The following is a 21807-nucleotide window of genomic DNA, read 5'->3' as shown; positions in this document are numbered from 1 at the left end:
TTGTCCTCTTCGGAGGCTTCTTATTCCAACACACCCATCGCAAAGGCATATTGACCACAATTCGACCTAAAGTATATCACTAATTGGTTAATTCCGAACCCGCCACTGCAAGGTTTCGCCTGCCCAATAAGGCACAAAAGGCTCGCCCCCTGCCGTAACGGTGGCGGGCACCTGCCAAGGCGTTTGCACCAGCGTAATCGTGGTTTCGTTCACCGGTAAGCCATAAAATTCGGCGCCAAAACGGCTGGCGAAATTCTCCAATTTATCGAGCGCGTCCATACGGCTAAAGAATTCGGCGTAGAGCTCTATTGCAGCAGGGGCGGAATAACAGCCGGCGCAGCCGCAGGCGGTTTCTTTTTTATGCTGCACATGGGGCGCAGAATCGGTACCGAGGAAAAACTTCGGGCTGCCACTAATCGCTGCTTGTTGCAGCGCCTCTTGGTGAGTGCGGCGTTTTAACACCGGCAAACAGAAGTTATGCGGGCGAATTCCGCCTACTAACAAATCATTACGGTTCATCAATAAGTGCTGGGGCGTAATGGTAGCGCCCACACGCGCATGGGCTTCGTTCACAAACTGTGCTGCGTCGGCGGTGGTAATGTGCTCTAAAATCACCGTGAGTTGCGGGTGCTGAGCAACAATGTGGCGTAAATAGCGGTCGATAAATACTTTTTCGCGGTCGAAAATATCAATTTCCGACTCTGTCACTTCGCCGTGAATGAGCAGCGGTACACCATGTTCAGCCATTGCTTCAAACGCTGGAGCCATGTCATTTACCGCGGTAACACCCGCTGCCGAATTGGTCGTGGCCCCAGCCGGGTAAAGTTTAAAACCAATCACATGTGGATTAGCTGCTGCCGCTCGAATTTCGTCGACCGAGGTAGTTTGCGTAAGATACAGCGCCATCAGGGGCTGAAAACTGTGTTGCGGAGGAACGGCAGCCATAATGCGTTGCCGATATTCAAGCGCGGCGCTCACTGTTGTAACCGGCGGCACTAAGTTGGGCATAATCACGGCACGGTGAAACACCTTACTGGTTTCCGGCACAATGTCGGCGAGTACCGCTCCGTCGCGCACGTGTAAATGCCAATCGTCGGGGCGAAGAATAGTAAGCTGCTGCATGGGCGTCCTCTTTTAGTGAAGGGTTCAGCACAAAGGAGCGCCCAGTATACCTCAAGCCTTACTCGCTAAGAAGCGCCTGCACCGGATCTAGTTGCGCAGCTTTACGCGCCGGCACGAAACCGAAAATAAGCCCGGTTAAGAATGCGCAGCCAAAGGCCATAATAATCGGCGACAAGCTATACACCACCGTGGTGCCGAGCGACGCAATCACCCAAGTAACGGCTACACCAATGGCAACACCCAACAAGCCGCCTATTAACGCCACCGTAACCGCTTCAATGAGGAACTGTTGCTGAATTAGCCCAGGTCGCGCGCCCACCGCCATGCGAATACCAATTTCACGCGTGCGTTCGGTAACGCTTACCAACATAATGTTCATTACGCCAATACCACCCACCAACAGCGAGATCACGGCAATTACGCCCAGCAGCACGGTCATGGTATTTTGCGTTTCTGTGGCGGTTTCAATAATCGACGCCATATTGCGAATGCTGAAGTCTTCTACGCCGTGGCGCTCAAGCAACAACGCATGCACGCTGTCTTGCACCTGCTGCATCATAACGGGGTCAGCCGTTTCGACCGCTACTGTTACATTGCGTAAAAATCGTTGCCCAAAGAGCCTGAGTGACCCTGTACTGTAAGGCACAAACACTACGTCGTCTTGGTCTTGCCCCCAAGGTGTTGCACCGCGCTCCTCCATAACGCCAATAACACGGAACAGGACGTTGTTTATGAGCATAACCTCGCCCAATGGATTGCGGTCCGGGAACAGCTGTCGTTTCACGGTTTGGCCAATCACCGCTACTGTGGCGTACAAGTCTTCGTCTTCCTGAGTAAAGAAGCTGCCCTCGGTAAGGTTCCATTGCCGCGCAATAGGAAACTCTGCATACGTAGCGTTTACCTGTGCTTCTTTGTCGAAGCCTTCCCGGCGTAACGTACGGTTACCAGTTAACTCGGGCACCGCCGCCAAAATATTTGGCAATTCGTTTATGGCGTCTACGTCTTCGGGTACCAGCGTGGCCACCGACCAACGCCCGCGAGAGTTAGGTGCGCCGGGAAATACCGACAACAAGTTCGAGCCCATGGCGCTAATACGATCCACCACTTCTTTTTGCGCACCTTGGCCAATGGCCAGCATTGAAATAACCGCGGCCACACCAATAACAATACCCAGTAACGTAAGTGCGGTACGGAAAATATTGGTGCGCAGCGAGGTTAGCGCGGTAATTAACGAGCGCCAGCTGCTTTGCAAGGCCGTTGGGGCGACGGGTGCCTTGCTAAGTCGCTTGCCCGCAGGCCGCTCTGCCCCCAATTCACCGTCACTTGTTTGGTGTGCTGAGGCATTATTGCGGGTGTCACTTTGAATATGGCCGTCACGAATTTCAATCACGCGGTCGGCATGCGCCGCTACTTCCGCGTCGTGGGTAATAAGAATAATGGTGTGGCCTTCATTGGAAAGCTCTCGCAAAAGCGCCATTACCTCTTTACCGCTAGTGGTGTCGAGCGCGCCAGTCGGCTCGTCGGCGAGAATTATGTCGCCGCCGTTCATCAGCGCGCGCGCAATTGACACCCGCTGTTGTTGGCCGCCAGAGAGCTCACGCGGCCGGTGGTGCATGCGGTCGCCTAAACCGAGGCGCGTGAGCAGCGATTGTGCACGCTCGGCCTGCTCTGTTTTAGAGGCACGGGTATAGTTAGCCGGCAGTTCCGCATTGCCCTGAGCAGTAGCGCCCGCCAACAAATTATATTGTTGGAATACAAAGCCAAAGGCTTCACGTCGCAAGCGCGCGAGCTCGTCGGCCGACATATTCGCTACTTTTTCGCCACGAAACCAGTAGTCGCCGCTGGTCGGTTTGTCGAGGCAGCCAAGAATATTCATCAGCGTAGACTTGCCCGACCCCGACGAGCCGACAATGGCCACAAACTCTCCAGCCTCAATGTCTAAGTTGATACCATGTAGCACTTGCGTACTGAGCGCACCGGTTTGAAAGCTGCGAGTAATGCCTCGTAATTTAATCAGCGGCGTGTTGTTCATACCGACTCCTTAACGCATGCCGCGCGGCATACCGGCTGGCATACCCGCTGCACCTACATTCAGCAGTACGGTGTCGCCTTCTTCAAGCCCAGACTTAATTTCCACATGAACCCTGTCCGACAGGCCCGTCTCTACCGTTATGGTTTCAATTTGCATGTTCGGCGCTGTGCCGCGTTGTACCCGCACTTCCGCTCGGTTCGGGCCGCGCGGGCTCACTGCAGCTGCAGGAACCGACAGCACATTTTCCGCTTGGTTAATCACAAAGAATACTTGCGTGGTCATTTGCGGCAGCAACCGCCGCGCCGTGTTGTCCACGTCGAATAGCGCGTTGTAAAGCACCACGTTGTTTTCCACTTGCGGAGTGGGCTCAATTAAGTCAAGCGCACTGTTCCAGCGCTGGCCACGGTTGCCCAAGGTTGTAAAATACACCTCTGTGCCTTTACTTAAACGGCTAATGTCGGCTTCCGAAACCTGCGCCTGCACGCGCATAATCGACAAATCCGCAATAGTAAGAATGGTTGGCGTGGTTTGCGACGCGTTTAAGGTTTGCCCACGGCGAGCAGCCATGCTCACCACCGTACCGCTCATGGGCGCGAAAATGCGAGTGTAGTTTAGGTTCGCTTCGTCGGCGCGCAACGACGACTCGGTTTGCTCAATTTGTGCTTGAATAGCGCGTACCCGTGCCGCTTCAGCTGCAGCTTGCGCTTGCGCAGCTTCAAGTGCTTCTTCAGAGGTGGCGCGGTCTTCGCGCAACCGCACTTGCCGGCGCAAGTTGAGTTCCGCTTGAGTTTTCAGGGCTTCACGTTCAGCAAGCTGTGCCTGTTGATACTTCAACTGCGCACGAACACCGTCGAGCCGCGCTTCAAGTACTGTCGCGTCTATTTCAGCAAGCAGTTGACCGGCTTCAACATTATCACCCACTTCCACATGAATTTTTTCCAACTGGCCCGAAACCTGGGCACCCACGTCGACGAACTCTTTCGGCTGAATACGCCCGGTAGCGGTAACCACTTGCTGAATGGTACGCACCTCTACTTTTGCAGTAGGCGCTTGCATGCCCTTGCTGTCATTTTCTGGCCAGAACCACCATGCCGCGGCAGCGCCAGCCACCAAAACAACACCACTCCAAACCATCCACTTCTTCATGTTACTACTCCAATCCAGCAGGGTGAGCCCCTACTTCTGCTAATGCCTCTGCCCAATGCTTTCGACAGCATGAGATATACCGTTCGTTACCACCAATAGCGATTTGCTCGCCGTGCTTTACTGCATTTCCGTGCTCGTCGACCCGTAGCGACATAATGGCTTTACGGCCGCAGTGACAAATTGTTTTCATTTCTGAGAGTTTATCGGCAACGGCTAACAGCACAGCGCTGCCCTCAAACGCCTGACCAAAGGCGTCGGTTCGTAAGCCGTAGCACATTACTGGAATATTCAGCTCGTCGACCACCCGAGTAAGTTGCCATACTTGTTCAGCCGACAAAAATTGCGCTTCGTCCATAAGCACGCAGTCGATTCGTTGCTGTTGTGCACTGTTGCCAATGAGCGCAAACAAATCGTCGTTGCGGGCAAAAATACGTGCCTCTCTGTCAATGCCTAAACGCGAATGTATTTTTCCTACCCCTGCTCTGTTGTCGAAGGCAGGCGTAAGCAGTAACACCTGTTGATCACGCTCTTCGTAATTATGAGCAACTTGCAGCAATGAGGTGCTTTTCCCCGCGTTCATTGCTGAGTAGGTAAAATAGAGTGCAGCCATTTTTCGTTCCGTAAAACTGGTGAAAGCTTGGTTATAAAAGGTTAAGTTCACGTTAAGGGCGCACCATACCTAAGCTGCTCCCTCTCTGCAATTCGTTAACCGAGAAACGGCGGTAATTTTGCGGTATACTGCGTGGTTAATAAATTTCTGTTCGCATTCCTTCCCTGCAATCTACAGGAGCACGCCATGGCGCATTCTTCATCCGACAGCCTTCAAACTACTTATTCTCTTGATTTTATTCGTGAAATGCCAAAAGCCGATTTGCATTTACACCTCGACGGCAGCATGCGCATGGAAAGCCTTATCGACATGGCGAAAACCGCCGGCATTACGCTTCCCGCCACCACGGTTGAAGGCTTAAAAGAAGAAGTGTTCAAGTCGCATTATGCCAATTTGGGCGAATACCTGAATGGCTTCCAATACACCTGTGCGGTGCTGCGTAATCTGGAAAATATGGAACGCGCTGCCTACGAACTGGCGGTAGACAACCAAGAAGAAGGCGTAAATTACATTGAGGTGCGCTTTGCGCCGCAATTGCTCATGGATCCAGAGAATAACATTAGCTTCGACGACGTTATGCACGCCGTAAACAATGGCTTAAAACGTGCTAAGAATGAGTACAACGCGCGCCCAGACGTGGGCCTTACCAGCGGCCAAAAACCACCTTTCGAATATGGCATTATTAACTGTGCAATGCGCATGTTCGGTAAAAAGGGCTTTTCGCCCTACTACACGCATTTGTTTAATTTACTGCGTGAACACGACGACATGAGTGTTATTAAAGCCGCTGCTATGGAATTAATTCGCGCCAGCGTACGCATGCGTGACGAAGACGGCCTGCCCATTGTTGGGCTGGACATTGCGGGCCAAGAAAACGGTTATCCGGCGCATAAATTTAAAGAGGTGTACGAGTTTGCACACCAAAACTTTTTGCTGAAAACCGTGCATGCCGGCGAAGCCTACGGTCCCGAGAGTATTTTCGATGCCCTCACGCAATGTTATGCCGACCGTTTAGGCCACGGCTATTCATTGTTTTCTCCCGACATGATTGAAGACCCAAGTATTACCGACAAAAAGGCCTACAGCGCACATTTAGCGTCGTACATTGCGGATCGGCGCATTGCCATTGAAGTATGCTTAACCAGTAACTTGCAAACCAACCCAAGCATTGGCGACATTAAAAACCATAACTTTAAATACATGCTGGAAAACCGCATTGCCACGGTAATTTGCACCGATAACCGGCTGGTGTCGCAAACCACGCTGAGTGACGAGTACAAACTTGCCCTCGACAACTTTCCAGTACCGCTGAAGCGCTTGAAAGATATGGTGGCTTACGGCTTTAAAAAGAACTTTTTCCCGGGCAGCTACATTGAAAAACGCGCCTATGCGAAGCACACCTTGCAGTACTTCGACACCATTGCGCGTAAATACGGCTTTATTTAACCGAGCGGGCTAGAACCATTTGTGCCGCCAGCTCGCAATGTCGAGCGGGCGGTCATAAAAGTAGCCTTGCGCCCACACTCCGTTTTCCTTACAGAAATCAGCTTGGCCGCGGGTTTCTACACCTTCTGCAACAATGCGTAAATCGAGATTCTGCGCCACCGAAATAATGGTGTTCACCATGGCCAAGTCGCCTTTGGCATGAGGTAAACCGCGAATAAAGCTTTGATCAATTTTTAATTCGTGCACCGGCAATTGCCGAATATAGGCCAGCGACGAGTAACCGGTACCAAAGTCGTCGATTGAAAACTGAATGCCAAGGGTACTTAGCGCTTTCATTTTCGCAATACTGCCCGCCACGTCTTCAACCAAGAGCCCTTCGGTTACCTCCAATACTACTTCATGCGGGTTCACACCGGTTTGCGCGAGAATACGCTCAACATCAGCCACAAAGGTGTCGCGGCGAATATGGCGCGGGCTTAGATTGATCGACATGGTGAGCGCCCGCCCTTGATCTTGCCATTCGCGCAGCACCGTTAGCGCCTCCTGCAATACCCATTGGTCTAGTTCTACAATTAAGTCTGACCGCTCTGCGACCGGAATAAAGTCGCCCGGCGACACCATGCCATGCTCAGGGTGTTGCCAGCGCACCAGTGCTTCAGCGCCAGCTAATTTGCCTTTTTCGTCTACTTGCGCCTGCAAAAAGCAGCGCAGTTGATTACTCCGCAAAGCTTCTCGTAGTTCGCCTTCTAACCGAAAGATACGCTCGGCTTCGGCGCCATCGGTGTCACGGTACACAAGGCTTTGATTTCCCCCCTTGTTCTTCGCATTGTGCAGGGCCGTTTCGGCGCTACGAATAATCAGTTCAGCACTTTGCTGCTGATCACCCATAATGCTAATGCCTACGCTTATCGTGAGCGCTACCCGCTCTCCTTTAATATCGAGTGGTTCGCTGCACGCAGCCATAACACTATTTGCAGCTTCTTCCGCTACTTGTTTTGCTTGAATATTGTCGCGATAACGCGCAGGTAAAATCACACAAAAGGTGTCCGCGCCTAAATGCCCAACGGTACCCAGCTTTTGTGGTTGGTCGAGTAGCCGCGACGACAATGCGAGTAGCACTTCATTACCGTAGTCGTAACCGCGAGCGTCGTTAATGCTCTTCATACGGTCGATATTCAACAACAGCAAAGCGCCGCGTCGGTTTGTACGCACACCTTCTTGAATTTCAGCACTGAGCATATCGAGCACACTGACACGATTTGGCAAATGGGTAAGCATGTCAAAATATGCAAGAAAGTGGAGCCGCTCTTGAATTGATTTTTGCTCGGTAATATCCTGCTTCACACCCAAATAATGTGTTACTTCTCCCACGTTATTGCGCAGCGGGGTAATGGTTTGCAGCTCTATATATTCGCTCCCATCTTTGCGCCGATTGTAAAGCTCACCAGTCCAAGCCACACCTTTGCTCAGCCGCCCCCACATAGTTTTAAAGGTACTTTGCGGCGTATTACCCGAAGCCAAAATACGTGGGTTATTACCAATCAGCTCATCGTGGCTGTACCCGGTGTTGTCCACTAATGCTTGGTTAACATATTCAATAACCGCTTCGGTATTGGTAATAATTATGCCTTCGTTGCTTTGCTCTACCGCCGCCGATAGTTTTTTCAGCCGAGACTCGTCGGCCTCGCGTTGGCCGAGCATGGTTCGAATCGCTTTTGCAAGAATTACAAATTCATTGTTGGCGTTTAATCTCGGCACTGGGAATTGCTCTGGCCCGCTACGCTGGTTCACTGCGTTCACCAACAGTTCTGCCGGCCGTGCAATGCGCCGCTGCAAAAATACGAACACTAACGCTGCAAAACCGAGCAGAAATAAAGCAGCCATAAGAATATTAGGCAACCGTGCAATAAAGGCGTCGTACCAAGTGAAGTCGTGAATATAATTAAAAACCAGAACCCCGTTCTCTGTTTCCCCTAATATGTTGCCGCCAGCCACCACAGGTACATACACCTGATAAGCGCGTGACGGCTGATGATAAGCAAACTGAATGAGGCTAGAATTGGCGACACGCACTACAGTGGTGTGGTCTATATTGGGGCGAAAAGCTTCTATGTATTCCGCTCGGTAACCTAAACTTTGGCTGCGCACCAGCTCACCGTCGACCGACTTCATCAGCACCGCGGTTATGTTCCTGTGGGCGGCAATTTCCGCCATAATTTCTTCCACCGCTTCATTTAGGTCGTAGCGCAATGCACGGTTAACCGAGCCTTGCACTAGGGTTGCAAGCATTCGAACCTCGCGAATGGTGTGCCGATGCTCCTGCTGCTGTTGTTCCATAACAATCACAGCAGTAGAGGCCACAATAGAAACCAAGCCAATACCCAGCAGAAGTATAATTAATTGGCCACGTAAACTGGTGAAACTGAACAGGGTGAGCCTTCTCATCATGGTTTAGTCGGCCTCGCTGCACAAGGTTAACGGCTCTGCAGGAAAGGCGCGCCCCTGAGCTTGCATGAAGCTACCGATACGATCTACCGCAGTTTGTAAACTCACGCTTTGCGTTTCATCCGGAGTAATAAAGTGAATGCCCGCTAGCGAGCGCCCGAGCTCAACGCTAGACAATTCGGTCTGCTGGCTCAGCCAACGCATGGTTTCTTCGTTGCCGCTGCTCAGCGCAGCCAGTCCTGCCGGCCAAAAATTAGTTTCTAACCACTGCAAGAGCGGCTTATGCTCGCGCCAAACTGCGCGGGTAACCACCAATACATCGAGCACTTCACCCGGAATATCCGCACTACTGAAGACCACTTGTGCGCCCTGCCCACGCAACAAGGAAATATAGGGTTCGTAGCTGACCACTGCGTCTATTTCATTTTCTAACAGTGCATTAACGTGGGCGCGAGGCACCACAAACTCAGTTTCAATATTATCGCTTGACCACCCAAGCACTTGTGCTGCGCGGCTCGCCATATAGCCACCCAATGCCGTTTGCTCGTACCCAAACCGTATTTTTTGGGTCGCATCAAAGTTCGGTAACGTGAGCACCGCGTCGGCACCCTCGGAGTAACTCAGCACTTGCGCTACGCACAGATCCATATTGGTGCGGCGCTGCAAGTTTAAGGCTTCGTCGAGGGTAAGTAGGGCGCCGTCGAGCTCGCCCGTGGTGAACAAGCGCAGCGTGAGCGACGTAGAAGGGAGCATAGTAAAGTTAAGCGGCACTTCATTGCGATAAACCCTGCGGTGTTCGCAGTTTTTACATAGGTTCATGCCATGGGCGATATACATTGGCTGGTAACCCAACCACGTGTTGCCAGCAATATTTAACGGCGTTTTCGCCGGTGTACAGCCGGCTAAAAATAAGCTGACCACTAACAAAAACGGGGCGCCTAGAGCAATTGATAAATGCTTGGGTTTTGGCATAACGCTAACCTTCATAACAGCCTTTTAATGTGCTTACCCTACGGCGAATCATATACCCATTAGGCACGGCTTCCTAGTGAAGATTCTAGATCGCTAATTTAAGCTTTACCTTATGTATTTCGGCAAGTTATCTGCTTCATTTGTCGCGTAAAGTGTTTTTCCTTAGGCAAAGTATGATAAAAAGCTAGGCAACCTTGTAGTGCTCAGTAACGAGCGAAGTATCGGCCATGACAGGACCTTCATTTATTGACCCGGAACGTCACCAAAAAACCCTCTTGCGGGTTACCCTTGCTGTGGTTATCTCGCTTTCATTACTCGCCGGCAGTATTAACGTGTTTTTCCTCGACTCATTTCGGTTGGCGTTTTTTAATGGCTTGAGCATTAGCTTTGCCACGCTTATTAGCCTATATTACTGGCGCTCGCAAAATTTAAAAATAGCGTCGTGGGCGCTCATCTCTACCATTCTTTTTAACCTCATTGCGGTGATGCTGATTGCCAAAGGTGGTGCTTACTCACTGATGTGGGTAACGGTACTGCCACCCTTTGCCTTTTTTCTTCTTGGCCGCAAGGCAGGTGCTTGGGTAACCGCTATTACCTTTATTTCAGCGGTCATTTACATGTATTTCCAAATGCCGCATTCAAAGCCACGCCCGCTCACAGTAGGCGCCCTGCTCAACGTAATTGAAGTACTCATTGTGCACTTTTTTATGTTTTTGCATTACGAGCGTTCACGCGCAGACGCCTATCGGGAGGTCGAGAAAATGTCCATGCGCGACCGCCTCACCGGGCTCTACAACCGCGGCAAATTAGACAAAGAACTAGCGCACGCCCTTGCACATTTAAAGCGCAACAACCAGCCCCTCTCCATTATTTTGGTTGATATTGACCACTTCAAACAAGTGAATGATAAGCACGGCCATTTAAGCGGCGACCTTGTGCTTGAAGTTTTTGCAAAGCTGTTACTGGCACAGCGGCGCGAAATTGACATTATTGGCCGTTGGGGCGGCGAGGAGTTTTTAATCATTTGCCCCAACACAGATAAGAAAGAAGCTGCACAATTCGCTGAGCGGCTGCGCTCCGCAGTGCGAGATCAGACAATAGCCGAGCAGATTAACATTAGCGCCAGCTTCGGAGTTACCGAAGCCAGCGGCGAACATAGCGCCGAATTAATCGTAAACGAAGCCGACCAAGCGCTTTATCAAGCCAAAGCGCTAGGCCGCGACCAAGTGGCCGTTTACGCCAGCAGCTAATTACTGCTGCTGAATCTGCTCAATCATTTGATCGAGCTGACCAAGCACCTGATCAGACGCCTCCATAAGCTCTTGCGCTAACTCCAGCTTTTTGCCCACTGTGAGGCTACTGCTTTCTTTCACGAGGCGTATGCCGATGTCGTGCACGCGCGGGTGTGAACCACTATGAAGCGCTTGAAATTGGTGAAAATGGGCTACCGTAGCGCGGCCTCGGTCGGAGTTTAAAAATTTACCCAACCGGCATTGGTTGCAGTCACTCAGCTCATTCGCACGCAATGTTTCCTCACCGTACAGTACCTGCCGTAGAACTCGATCCACCCAAATTACATGATCGCTCTTTGCCACCGTTAACAACATTACCGGACTTTCTACCGGCAACATGCCTATAAGTTCAGCCTGCAGCGAGCGCATTTTTGCGTTGGTATTGGCAATCATTTCAAAAGTTGCAACGGCCTCACGAACTTCATTCACACTGTGCTGCAACCGGCTTGCCATTTCGCTAGAAACCTCCGACTGCTCAGATGTTGCTTGCTTTATGGTGCTGGTTAAGTTGGCGTTCTCATTTGCCGCTTCCAAAGATTTATTCAGCGCGTCATTCACTACCGAAGCCGTGTTGCTGGCCTCATCGAGCGATTGGTTGGAGCTATTCACCACATTCTGAATACGGTTCGCCCCGCTCACTACATCGTCGACTATTTTATTGATTTCAATAGCCGCTTGAGCACTGCGCCGAGCGAGTTCGCGCACCGAATCGGCAACCACGGCGAAGCCTCTTCCGGCTTCGCCGGCCCGAGCCGCTTCAATGGCTGCGTTTAACGACAGCAAGTTTGTTTGGTCCGCAATGCCATTCACTACCTGCGCAAGCTCACTAATTTCGCGCGTACGGTCCATAAAGTCACCCATAAAAGAGGTCACTTCATGAATAGACGTGGTGGCCCCTTCTACCGCTCTATTGAACTGGTGAAAGGTGTCGACCCCCTTGCCGGTTTCTTCTAGGCTTTCCTGCGCAAGTTGCCCCAACGATTCGGCTTGCACAGCAACCTGAGACGCCGAATGCGACATTTCCTCTACCGCCGTAGCCAGTTGATCCAGATCCGACTTTAACGATTCTATTTGTTTCTGGAATTCAAGCCCTTGCTGGCCAGAGCGCGACAAGGTTTTCAGCGACTCCGTTGCACGTTGCGCAACTTGAGTAAAAACCCGCACGCAGGCCAGTTCCTTTTTTTGCTCGGCTTGCACAATGATCTGCTCAAGCTTTGAAGAGGTCATCCACATAAAAAATGTCACCTTAAACATTAGGCTTTGATAATTTTTAAACGTTACCTAAATATGTCGGCTTTTTCTAGTCAAACTTAAACAAAGAAAGCCGCAATATATGCGGCTTTCTTTGTGCTCGAGCAACTTGATCTCAATCAAAACGGTATGTCGTCGTCGAAGCTGGTGTCTGGCGCTGTAGGCTGTGGCTTTGGTGCCGGCGCCGGTTGCTGTGCAGATTGTTGGGCGGGTTGCTGCGGAGCGGGCTGATGATAAGTGGTTTGCGGGCTCCCTTGCTGACCACCGTAGTTACCACCCTGTGCACCGCCCTGCTGACCACCGTAGTTGCCACCTTGTGAACCGCCCTGCTGGCCACCATAGTTACCACCCTGTGAACCGCCCTGCTGGCCACCATAGTTACCACCCTGTGCACCGCCCTGCTGGCCACCGTAGTTACCGCCTTGTGCACCGCCCTGCTGGCCACCGTAGTTGCCACCTTGTGAACCGCCGCCGAAGTCGCCACCGCGGCTGTCGAGCATTTGCAGGTCGTTACACACAATTTCCGTGGTGTAGCGGTCTTGCCCGTCTTGGCCCTGCCATTTCCGGGTTTGTAAACGCCCTTCAATATACACTTTTGAGCCTTTTTTCAGGTACTCACCGGCAATTTCCGCGAGCCGACGATAGCAAACCACGCGGTGCCATTCAGTTTGCTCACGTTGCTCACCGGTTTGCTTGTCTTTCCAGCTTTCACTGGTGGCTACGCTCAAGTTGGCAATCGCCTGGCTACTTTGGGTATAGCGAACTTCTGGATCAGCACCTAAATTACCGATCAGAATAACTTTATTAATTCCGCGACTTGCCATGTTGTTCTCCTATCATGCTGTTTACTTGCTATTCGTTACTTTTTTTCACTGCTGCTATTACTGTTCTTGTTCGAAACGCGCCAGCGCGCTTTGCACTTGTTTCGCTTGATAATGATTGCGATCAATTTTTAAATAAGCGGCGTGCTCTTGCGCAATAATAACCGCCTCTTCAATGCCCGGTTGCTGCACGAGTAGATCGGCTAAAGCCGCCGGCTTCGCGAGCATGGCATTGCTTAGGGTTAAGGTAACACGAGTAGTTGCCGAAACGTGTCGCAGCCCTAAAGTTAAAATGAACCAACATAGTAGCAGTGCCACGCAAAAAAACATAACCGCTTGAATGCCCCCGAACTGAAGCAATGCGCCGCCACTTACGCCGCCTAAAAACGCACCGAAAAACTGGAATGTAGTATAGATTCCGCTGGCAGAGCCTTTATTTCCGGCGGGTGCGTGCTGGCTCAGCATTGACGGCAGGCTCGCTTCGAGAAAGTTAAAACCGACAAAAAACAACCAAACGGCCACGACCAATAGGGGTAATTGCTGATCATTTACCGCAATAACCAACAAACTTAACAGCAGAAATACGATAGCAATACGTTGTCCTTGCACCGGTTTCTCTTTGCGGATGCTCCACAACATAAGCGGGATCATAAGAGCAAACGACAACAGTAAGGTGGGTAAATAGAGCCAGCTGTGATGCTCCGCATTCAAACCCGCGTCTACTAATTGTAACGGCAGGGTAACGAACCACGCGGTGAGCACCAAGTGCAAAACAAATACACCCATATTGAGGCGTTGCAATTGCATATTACTCAGCAGCCGTTTCATTTCTTGCGGCACGGGTAAAATGTCGCGCGACGGCACCCGCTGTGTGGGCACCGGTAAAATTTTAAGCACCGCGACAATCGACACCAGAGTTAAGCCAAAGGTGAGCCAGAACAGCCCAGAAATACCCGCCACCGATCCCAACAACGGTGCAATTATCAGCGCCAGCACAAAGCTAAGGCCAATGCCCATGCCAATAATGGCCATAACTTTCGGCCGTTGTTCTTGTCGTGCACTGTCGGCAGCGAGCGCCAGCACTGCACCTGCTATGGCGCCGGCGCCTTGCAATACACGCCCAACCACTACCCACGCAAGGGTGTCGGCGAGTGCGGCCACCGCACTACCGAGGGCAAAAATAGCGAGCCCGGCGAGAATAACGGGCTTACGGCCGAGGCGGTCGGACAACCAACCCATAGGAATTTGCAATAAGGCTTGGGTGAGGCCGTATGCGCCAATGGCGAGGCCTACCAGCATGGGTGTGTAGTCGGGATAGCTTTGACCATAAATAGCCAATACGGGCATGATCAAAAACAGCCCCAACATACGTAACCCGAATATAGAGGCTAAGGCGGCGGCGGCTTTTTTTTCAGTAGCGTTAAGACGGCTAGGCTGGGTCACGCGGGTTACTTTCCTTCATTGCGCTTTCCGCTGATACGGAAATAACAGATTTACGAATAGTTGAGCGTGCAGAGTTTAGCAGATTGAAGCACTCTACGTCAGCCGCAATATCCACCTTCAACATTGTACAAGCAATGTGCGATAATAGCCGATTCTCTTTTCTTCAGGCAGCAGTTGTAGGACGGTATGGATAAGATCGAAGTTCGGGGTGCGCGCACCCACAATTTAAAAAACATTCATCTGGAAATTCCACGCGACAAGCTGGTTGTGATTACCGGCCTGTCGGGCTCGGGCAAGTCGTCGCTGGCGTTTGATACGCTTTATGCAGAAGGGCAGCGGCGCTATGTAGAGTCGCTTTCCGCCTATGCGCGCCAATTTTTAAGTTTAATGGAAAAGCCCGATGTAGACGCCATTGAAGGGCTGTCGCCGGCGATTTCGATTGAGCAAAAGTCGACCTCGCACAACCCACGCTCTACCGTGGGCACCATTACTGAAATTTACGACTATTTGCGCTTAATGTTTGCGCGGGTGGGTGAACCCCGCTGTCCAACCCATGGCGAAGTGCTGGCTGCACAAACCGTAAGCCAAATGGTCGATTTAGTTTTAACCTTACCGCAAGACAGCAAACTCATGTTACTTGCACCAGTAGTGCAGGCGCGTAAAGGTGAACACCAGAAGACCCTTGAAAACTTGGCCGCGCAAGGCTTTTTGCGTGCCCGTGTCGACGGCAATATCTGCGACTTGAGCGACCCTCCTACCCTAGAGCTGCAAAAGAAACACGACATTGAGGTTGTAGTAGACCGCCTAAAAGTGCGAGAAGGCATTGAACAGCGCTTGGCGGAGTCGTTTGAAACCGCACTGGAATTAAGCGGTGGCATTGCCATGGTGGTGCCCATGGACAATGAGCAAAGCTTTGAGCCTATGTTGTTTTCGGCAAACTTTGCCTGCCCCCACTGCGGTTTTAGCATGAAAGAGCTAGAGCCCCGTATGTTCTCCTTTAATAACCCTGCGGGAGCATGCCCGTCTTGCGACGGTTTAGGCGTTGAGCAATACTTCGACGCCGACAAGGTGGTGACCAACGCTGAACTGAGCCTTACCGGCGGTGCCATTCGCGGGTGGGACAAGCGCAATTTCTATTATTACCAAATGCTACGGTCGCTGGCTAAACACTATGAGTTTGACCTTAACGCGCCATTTGAGTCGCTTACCAGCGAAGTGAGAGAAAAAATTCTTTACGGCAGCGGCAAAGAAGAAGTGAAATTCACCTACATGAACGACCGTGGTGACACTGTGGTTCGTAACCATCCATTTGAAGGCATTGTGCCCAATATGCAGCGCCGGTACAGAGAAACAGACTCTAACGCGGTGCGTGAGGAACTGTCGAAATATTTAGCCACCAAACCCTGCCGCAGTTGCGGTGGTGCACGGTTACGCGAAGAAGCACGCCATGTGTTTGTAGCGAACACCACGCTACCCGAGGTGGTGGAACGTTCAATTGCCGACGCCCTTGGCTTTTTCAGTGCCCTCGAGCTGGAAGGTCAGCGCGCTAAGATTGCCGAAAAAATATTAAAAGAGATTAACGACCGCCTTCGTTTTTTAGTAAACGTGGGGCTGAATTATTTAACCTTGAGCCGCAGCGCCGAAACCCTCTCGGGTGGCGAAGCCCAACGCATTCGCTTAGCCAGCCAAATTGGCGCGGGCTTAGTGGGCGTTATGTACGTACTCGACGAACCTTCAATTGGCTTGCACCAGCGCGACAACGAACGCTTGCTCGAAACCCTCACCCATTTGCGTGACTTGGGCAATACGGTGCTGGTTGTAGAGCACGACGAAGACGCCATTCGTGCGGCAGACCATGTGATTGATATTGGCCCTGGCGCTGGTGTGCACGGCGGTGAAGTAGTCGCACAAGGTAAAATGCAGGACATTATTGACAGTGAGCGTTCACTTACTGGCGATTACCTGTCGGGCAGAAAGCGTATTGAGCTGCCGAGGAAGCGGAACAAACCTGGCAAACACTGGATTGAAATAGATGGCGCGCGTGGTAACAACCTTAAGAACGTAAACTTACGACTACCGATTGGTTTAATGACCTGTGTGACCGGCGTGTCAGGGTCCGGCAAGTCAACGCTAATCAACGATACATTATGGCCGCTTGCCCATATTGCGCTGAATGGCGCCACTAGCGACGTTGCCGCGCCGCACGACGAAATTCGCGGGCTTGAGCACCTCGACAAGGTAGTGGATATTGACCAGAGCCCGATTGGCCGTACGCCGCGCTCGAACCCCGCAACCTACACCGGAATTTTCACACCCATTCGAGAGCTTTTTGCCGGCGTACAAGAAGCTCGAGCGCGAGGTTACAAGCCGGGGCGCTTTAGCTTTAACGTGAAAGGCGGCCGCTGTGAAGCCTGCCAAGGCGACGGCATGATTAAAGTTGAAATGCACTTTTTACCCGACGTGTATGTGCCCTGCGACATTTGTAAAGGCAAACGCTATAACCGAGAAACCTTAGAAGTTCGCTACAAAGGTAAAACGATTGACGAAGTGCTGGGCATGACTGTAGAAGACGCTCGCGACTTCTTTGCCGCCGTACCCGCTATTCACCGCAAACTACAAACCCTGATGGACGTCGGCCTTTCCTACATTCGTTTGGGGCAATCTGCAACCACCCTTTCGGGCGGCGAAGCGCAGCGCGTAAAACTTGCACGCGAACTCAGTAAACGCGACACGGGCAAAACACTCTATATTCTCGACGAACCCACTACGGGGCTGCACTTCCATGATATTCAGCAGCTGCTCGATGTACTGCACCGCTTGCGTGATCACGGTAATACCATTGTGATTATTGAACATAACCTCGACGTTATAAAAACTGCAGACTGGATTGTGGATCTCGGCCCAGAAGGGGGTAGCGGTGGCGGAGAAATACTGGTGGAAGGTTCGCCAGAGTTAATCTGTGAGCATAAAGGTTCGCATACTGCGCGTTTCTTAAAGCCGTTTTTGAAACAGGTGTAAGCAATGGAAGGTACTCTGCAACGCCCTAAGCATACCGCCGAGCTCTTGCAGGACATTCTCGAGCGGGCCAAAGCGCTGCCCGAGCAAGGCAAGGTGGCGGATTATATTCCGGCCCTTGCCGAAGTAAATCCCGACTATACGGGCATTGCCGTTGCAGAACTCGACGGCAATGTGCATATAGCCGGCGACGCACAGATTCCTTTTTCGATTCAAAGTATTTCGAAAATCTTTGGCTTAACGCTCGCCATGGAGCGTATGGGCGACGCATTATGGCAGCGAGTGCGCATGGAGCCTTCTGGGCAAGCGTTCAATTCCATTATGCAGTTAGAGTGGGAGCAAGGCATACCGCGGAATCCGTTCATTAATGCCGGAGCCATTGTTGTAGCAGACACGCTGGTGAGTCATTACTCAGCGAGCAGAACCGCGCTCATTCAGTTTGTTCGAAGTTTAGCGAATAACCCACTTATACACGCCGACGAAACGGTATGGCAGAGTGAGCGCGAACATGGTAGCCGTAATGCAGCATTAGCGTACCTTATGAAAAGCTTTAACAATATTGAGGCCGACGTTGAAACGGTTCTCGATCACTACTTTTACCAGTGTTCACTGAACATGAGCTGTGTAGACGTGGCGCGGTCGCTCGCATTTTTGGCGAATCGAGGGCTACAACCCAGCTCCCGCGAGATTATCTGCGACCCACGTTCTACGCACCGCATTAATGCCATGCTCTCGACCAGCGGCATGTATGACCAATCCGGTGAGTTTGCATTTTCTGTTGGCTTACCCGCGAAGAGTGGTGTCGGCGGCGGGCTTGTTGCAGTAGTTCCCGACTACGGCGTGATATGTGCGTGGAGCCCGAAGTTAAATCGGTTTGGTAACAGCTGTCGGGGTATGTATATGGTCACACAATTGGCTGAAGAGCTTGGCTTATCGGTTTATAGTTAATGGCTGTGGTCGCACGGCTGTGTATTACCAAAATACAATGAATCACGAATATTAAAGTCTGCGAACAGCTGCTGCAAAAGGCCCTCGTTAAGCATGTCTTTTAGCAAATTGTCGATAAAAGACGGCGCCAACAAACCACTGCGCTTAACCACGTACCGCGTGTGATAATGGTGGTCCGCCATTTCTGCACCCATAAGCGCCAAAGCACTCGGTTGGCCTAAATGCTGTCGCCATTTTACAAACTCGTCGTTCAGTAATGCCAGTTCAATCCGCTCTCGGTCGAGCATTTGTAACAGCGAGCCCGGCGTGTCGGTACTGTAAAGATTGTAGTCGACTTCTAGGGTTGAGCGATCGGTTTTAAAGTTAGCAAATTCGTAGTGGTAGCCAAGCACTCCGCCAATACGCTGGGCGCCGGGCGTAGAGAATGAAACTTCGCCACTTTCAATTCGCGCTTTCAGCGCGTAAAACCGTTCCGTGCCTGTCGTCAACGCAGAACTCCATACATAGTCACGCGACTGCGGCCAACCCCATTGCGGCGCTTCGAAAAAGAGAATGTCGCAGCAGCCTGTTGGCGACACCGCTTGGTAGCGCTCTGAAGGCCTAATTTCGCGAATAACAAACTGGAATTCGCTTTGCCGTTGATTTAATTGCGCAACGAGTACAGAGGTTAAATCTTGGCTTTCGCGGGTAGAAAAATAAGGAGGAAAGTCATACGCCGCAACATAGACTACCCGTGGTTGCGAAGCGCTTTCAGCATAAAGTGTTCCAGGCAAAGAAAAAAATAAAGCGACTGTAAGAAGTACACGAACAATCGGTTGTTTTAACATGGAGTCAGCCCAGCACTTTAGAGATTACAAACACTGAAATAGTGCCTGCAATCTCTAATCGTTGTCAAGTTAGGCTGAAGGCGGCGTGTAGAAGGTTTCAGCGCCAGGTCCAACTGGCATGCCTAACGCGAATACCCAGATATAGAACAACGCTACCCAACCGACCATGAAGATTAAGGTATAGGGCAGCATAATAGAAATGAGCGTTCCAATACCTAGGTTCTTCTGGTACCGCGCTGCCACCGCCAAGATCAAACCGAAGTAACTCATCATCGGCGTAATAATATTGGTTACAGAGTCGCCAATACGATAGGCCGCTTGAATAAGCTCTGGCGCATAGCCAATCAGCATTAACATTGGAACGAAAATCGGTGCCGTTACCGCCCACTGCGCGGACGCAGAACCTAACATAAGGTTCACGAACGCACACATGAGTATAAAGAGTACAAAAACGCCTGGTCCCGTTAAATTAATGCTCTGTAAGAAGTTCGCACCATTCACCGCTAGGATGGTGCCAAAGTTGGTCCAACCAAAGAAGGCTACGAACTGTGCTGCAAAGAACACCAGCACAATGTAAAGCCCCATAGAGCTCATACTTGCCGCCATAGCGTTAATCACGTCGCGGTCTGAACGCATGGTTTTGGTTACAAAACCATAAACAAAGCCCGGTATTGCGAAAGTAATAAAAATGAACACCACAATACCGTTTAAGAACGGTGAACGTGCAATGCCACCGGTTTCCTGGTTTCTCAGTACGCCATTCTCAGGAATGATGGTAAGCGCAAGAATAGCAAGCAAACCTAAGAAGGTAAGCCCAGCAGCAACCAGCCCCATTTTCTCAGCTCGGCTTAGCTTGTCCATTTTTACATTGCTGTCGATATCCGCATCGGGGTCCATGTCGTTTTTATTGTATGGACCAAGCTTAGGCTCCACAATTTTCTCGGTTACAAAGGCACCCAAGCCGGCAATGAGAAAGGTTGAAACGAACATAAAGTACCAATTCATTTCTGGGCCAACAATGTAGTCCGCGTCGATCAACTGCGCCGCCGAGGTGGTAAAGCCCGCCAGCAACGGGTCAACCGTACCAATGAATAGGTTTGCACTATAACCCGCAGAAACCCCGGCAAAAGCCGCGGCTAAACCCGCTAACGGGTGGCGCCCAAGCGAATGGAATATCATTGCAGCCAGCGGAACCAAAACCACATAGCCTAATTCAGAAGCGGTATTCGACACCACACCGGCAAATACAATAGTTACCGTAACCATACGTGGCGATGCGTTCATGACCATTCCGCGCATCATGGCTTCTAGTAGTCCACTGCGCTCCGCAATACCCACCCCCAAAATGGCGACCAAAACCACACCGAGCGGCGGGAAGTTTGTAAAGTTGGTCACAAGGTTACTCACCATCCAGCGCAAGCCTTCTGCGCTCAGTAAGCTGTTTACGTAGATCTCTTCACCAAAGGTAGCAGGCCGTGGGTCGAGCACACTTAACCCCGCCCAACCGGCAACGCCACTGGCAACAACGACTAATAACGCGAATAGTGCAAACAGTGTAACCGGATGAGGTAAAAGATTTCCCAGCCACTCTACGGTATCGAGGAATTTTGTAAACCAACCGCGTTGCTCAATACTAGTTTTATTCTGCGAATTCGGAGCAGACATTGAATTCTCCTTTTGGGAACGCCGCGCAACGACATATTATTCTAATTTTAAGAAGGCGAAACATTCTAACGGAAACACATGACTCTTGGTAGCACGTGGCTATAATGAACTAACTTTTGGCGACGAACAACGGAGTTTTTTAATGGCTTTGCATGTAATTCAGCACCCATTAGTGCAACACAAACTGGGCCTTATGCGTGAAGAGGGGATAAGCACCAAGAGTTTTCGCGAGCTTGCGAACGAACTTGGCAACTTACTCACCTACGAAGCAACCAAAGATATGCCACTCGAAACACGAGAAATAAAAAGCTGGAGTGGTAACCCCATTAAGGTAAAAACCCTGAAAGGCAAGAAAGTAACCGTAGTTCCCATACTGCGCGCCGGCATTGGCATGCTCGACGGCGTACTTACGCTCATTCCCAGTGCTCGCGTGTCTGTTGTTGGCCTTTATCGCGACGAAGAAACCCTTGAGCCGGTCTCTTATTTTGAAAAATTCGCGGGTAACATTGAAGAGCGGTTTGCTTTGGTAATTGACCCTATGTTAGCAACCGGCGGCTCAATGATCGCCACCCTCGACATGCTAAAACGCCATGGCTGTCGAGAAATTCGGGTATTGGTGCTGGTTGCAGCTCCGGAGGGCGTTAAAAAAGTACAAGCGGCACACCCAGACGTAGATATTTATACCGCCTCGCTCGATTCACACTTAAACGAGCACGGTTACATTATCCCTGGCTTAGGCGACGCGGGCGACAAGATATTTGGCACCCGCTAG

General features: G+C 51.1%; 16 protein-coding genes. 5 read left to right on the top strand and 11 right to left on the bottom strand.

Annotated features, from left to right (window positions below):
* Positions 1-87: 87 nt before the first annotated feature.
* The 4 genes from pyrC to DQW12_RS06435 are packed head-to-tail and all read right to left on the bottom strand — an operon-like array spanning position 88 to position 4910.
* A complete protein-coding gene (gene pyrC, locus DQW12_RS06450; protein WP_113907012.1) occupies positions 88-1122 on the bottom strand; it encodes a dihydroorotase in 1035 nt (344 codons plus the stop codon).
* A 58-nt stretch (positions 1123-1180) separates the two neighbouring features.
* Entirely contained in the window at positions 1181-3154 is a 1974-nt protein-coding gene (locus tag DQW12_RS06445; protein ID WP_113907011.1) for a MacB family efflux pump subunit, read from the bottom strand.
* Positions 3155-3163: 9 nt separating this feature from the next.
* Positions 3164-4300: an efflux RND transporter periplasmic adaptor subunit gene (locus tag DQW12_RS06440; protein ID WP_113907010.1), complete on the bottom strand. Its 1137-nt coding sequence runs from the start codon at positions 4298-4300 to the stop codon at positions 3164-3166.
* A gap of 4 nt (positions 4301-4304) precedes the next feature.
* Positions 4305-4910 carry a thymidine kinase gene (locus DQW12_RS06435; protein WP_113907239.1) on the bottom strand — a complete coding sequence of 202 codons (606 nt, stop codon included), beginning with the start codon at positions 4908-4910 and terminating at the stop codon, positions 4305-4307.
* A 186-nt stretch (positions 4911-5096) separates the two neighbouring features.
* Here DQW12_RS06435 and DQW12_RS06430 point away from each other — a divergent pair, with 186 nt between their 5' ends.
* Positions 5097-6356, top strand: a complete 1260-nt coding sequence (locus DQW12_RS06430; protein ID WP_113907009.1) for an adenosine deaminase family protein — start codon at positions 5097-5099, stop codon at positions 6354-6356.
* Between the two features lie 9 nt (positions 6357-6365).
* Here DQW12_RS06430 and DQW12_RS06425 read toward each other — a convergent pair whose 3' ends face one another.
* Positions 6366-8804 carry a putative bifunctional diguanylate cyclase/phosphodiesterase gene (locus tag DQW12_RS06425; protein ID WP_113907008.1) on the bottom strand — a complete coding sequence of 813 codons (2439 nt, stop codon included), beginning with the start codon at positions 8802-8804 and terminating at the stop codon, positions 6366-6368.
* Between the two features lie 3 nt (positions 8805-8807).
* On the bottom strand, positions 8808-9773 hold the full coding sequence (locus tag DQW12_RS06420) for a type 2 periplasmic-binding domain-containing protein (RefSeq protein WP_113907007.1): 966 nt from the start codon (positions 9771-9773) through the stop codon (positions 8808-8810).
* Positions 9774-10000: 227 nt separating this feature from the next.
* Here DQW12_RS06420 and DQW12_RS06415 point away from each other — a divergent pair, with 227 nt between their 5' ends.
* Positions 10001-11023, top strand: coding sequence for a GGDEF domain-containing protein (locus DQW12_RS06415; RefSeq protein ID WP_113907006.1), 1023 nt, complete (start codon positions 10001-10003; stop codon positions 11021-11023).
* On the opposite strand, the gene DQW12_RS13835 is transcribed toward DQW12_RS06415, so the two are convergent.
* The 3 genes from DQW12_RS13835 to DQW12_RS06400 form a co-directional block, all read right to left on the bottom strand.
* The gene (locus DQW12_RS13835; RefSeq protein WP_232819908.1) at positions 11024-12298 is read right to left on the bottom strand and encodes a methyl-accepting chemotaxis protein; all 1275 of its coding nucleotides are present in this window, start codon (positions 12296-12298) and stop codon (positions 11024-11026) included.
* A gap of 137 nt (positions 12299-12435) precedes the next feature.
* Complete coding sequence (ssb, locus tag DQW12_RS06405; RefSeq protein WP_113907004.1) at positions 12436-13140, bottom strand: single-stranded DNA-binding protein; 705 nt, start codon at positions 13138-13140, stop codon at positions 12436-12438.
* Between the two features lie 57 nt (positions 13141-13197).
* Positions 13198-14580, bottom strand: a complete 1383-nt coding sequence (locus DQW12_RS06400) for an MFS transporter (protein WP_232819907.1) — start codon at positions 14578-14580, stop codon at positions 13198-13200.
* 186 nt (positions 14581-14766) lie between these two features.
* Between DQW12_RS06400 and uvrA the strand changes: the two genes are divergently transcribed.
* Positions 14767-17598: an excinuclease ABC subunit UvrA gene (gene uvrA, locus DQW12_RS06395; protein ID WP_113907003.1), complete on the top strand. Its 2832-nt coding sequence runs from the start codon at positions 14767-14769 to the stop codon at positions 17596-17598.
* Between the two features lie 3 nt (positions 17599-17601).
* Positions 17602-18543 carry a glutaminase B gene (gene glsB / locus DQW12_RS06390; RefSeq protein WP_113907002.1) on the top strand — a complete coding sequence of 314 codons (942 nt, stop codon included), beginning with the start codon at positions 17602-17604 and terminating at the stop codon, positions 18541-18543.
* On the opposite strand, the gene DQW12_RS06385 is transcribed toward glsB, so the two are convergent.
* Together DQW12_RS06385 and DQW12_RS06380 are read right to left on the bottom strand one after the other, a co-directional pair.
* Positions 18540-19370, bottom strand: a complete 831-nt coding sequence (locus DQW12_RS06385; protein ID WP_113907001.1) for a hypothetical protein — start codon at positions 19368-19370, stop codon at positions 18540-18542. The genes glsB and DQW12_RS06385 overlap by 4 nt on opposite strands.
* Positions 19371-19439: 69 nt before the next feature.
* Positions 19440-21035: an AbgT family transporter gene (locus tag DQW12_RS06380; protein WP_113907000.1), complete on the bottom strand. Its 1596-nt coding sequence runs from the start codon at positions 21033-21035 to the stop codon at positions 19440-19442.
* Between the two features lie 142 nt (positions 21036-21177).
* Here DQW12_RS06380 and upp point away from each other — a divergent pair, with 142 nt between their 5' ends.
* Positions 21178-21807: a uracil phosphoribosyltransferase gene (upp, locus tag DQW12_RS06375; protein WP_113907237.1), complete on the top strand. Its 630-nt coding sequence runs from the start codon at positions 21178-21180 to the stop codon at positions 21805-21807.

It is taken from the genome of Aliidiomarina celeris, assembly GCF_003316875.1.
GTDB classification, from domain to species: Bacteria; Pseudomonadota; Gammaproteobacteria; order Enterobacterales; family Alteromonadaceae; genus Aliidiomarina; species Aliidiomarina celeris.
Note: the sequence above shows the minus strand (reverse complement) of the source record. Positions and strands in the feature narration are given on the sequence as shown.

Coding starts and splice junctions, on each gene's coding strand:
- pyrC (WP_113907012.1), bottom strand. CDS start 1,122: ATGCAGCAGCTTACTATTCTTCGCCCCGACGATTGGCATTTACACGTG.
- DQW12_RS06445 (WP_113907011.1), bottom strand. CDS start 3,154: ATGAACAACACGCCGCTGATTAAATTACGAGGCATTACTCGCAGCTTT.
- DQW12_RS06440 (WP_113907010.1), bottom strand. CDS start 4,300: ATGAAGAAGTGGATGGTTTGGAGTGGTGTTGTTTTGGTGGCTGGCGCT.
- DQW12_RS06435 (WP_113907239.1), bottom strand. CDS start 4,910: ATGGCTGCACTCTATTTTACCTACTCAGCAATGAACGCGGGGAAAAGC.
- DQW12_RS06430 (WP_113907009.1), top strand. CDS start 5,097: ATGGCGCATTCTTCATCCGACAGCCTTCAAACTACTTATTCTCTTGAT.
- DQW12_RS06425 (WP_113907008.1), bottom strand. CDS start 8,804: ATGATGAGAAGGCTCACCCTGTTCAGTTTCACCAGTTTACGTGGCCAA.
- DQW12_RS06420 (WP_113907007.1), bottom strand. CDS start 9,773: ATGCCAAAACCCAAGCATTTATCAATTGCTCTAGGCGCCCCGTTTTTG.
- DQW12_RS06415 (WP_113907006.1), top strand. CDS start 10,001: ATGACAGGACCTTCATTTATTGACCCGGAACGTCACCAAAAAACCCTC.
- DQW12_RS13835 (WP_232819908.1), bottom strand. CDS start 12,298: ATGTGGATGACCTCTTCAAAGCTTGAGCAGATCATTGTGCAAGCCGAG.
- ssb (WP_113907004.1), bottom strand. CDS start 13,140: ATGGCAAGTCGCGGAATTAATAAAGTTATTCTGATCGGTAATTTAGGT.
- uvrA (WP_113907003.1), top strand. CDS start 14,767: ATGGATAAGATCGAAGTTCGGGGTGCGCGCACCCACAATTTAAAAAAC.
- glsB (WP_113907002.1), top strand. CDS start 17,602: ATGGAAGGTACTCTGCAACGCCCTAAGCATACCGCCGAGCTCTTGCAG.
- DQW12_RS06385 (WP_113907001.1), bottom strand. CDS start 19,370: ATGTTAAAACAACCGATTGTTCGTGTACTTCTTACAGTCGCTTTATTT.
- DQW12_RS06380 (WP_113907000.1), bottom strand. CDS start 21,035: ATGTCTGCTCCGAATTCGCAGAATAAAACTAGTATTGAGCAACGCGGT.
- upp (WP_113907237.1), top strand. CDS start 21,178: ATGGCTTTGCATGTAATTCAGCACCCATTAGTGCAACACAAACTGGGC.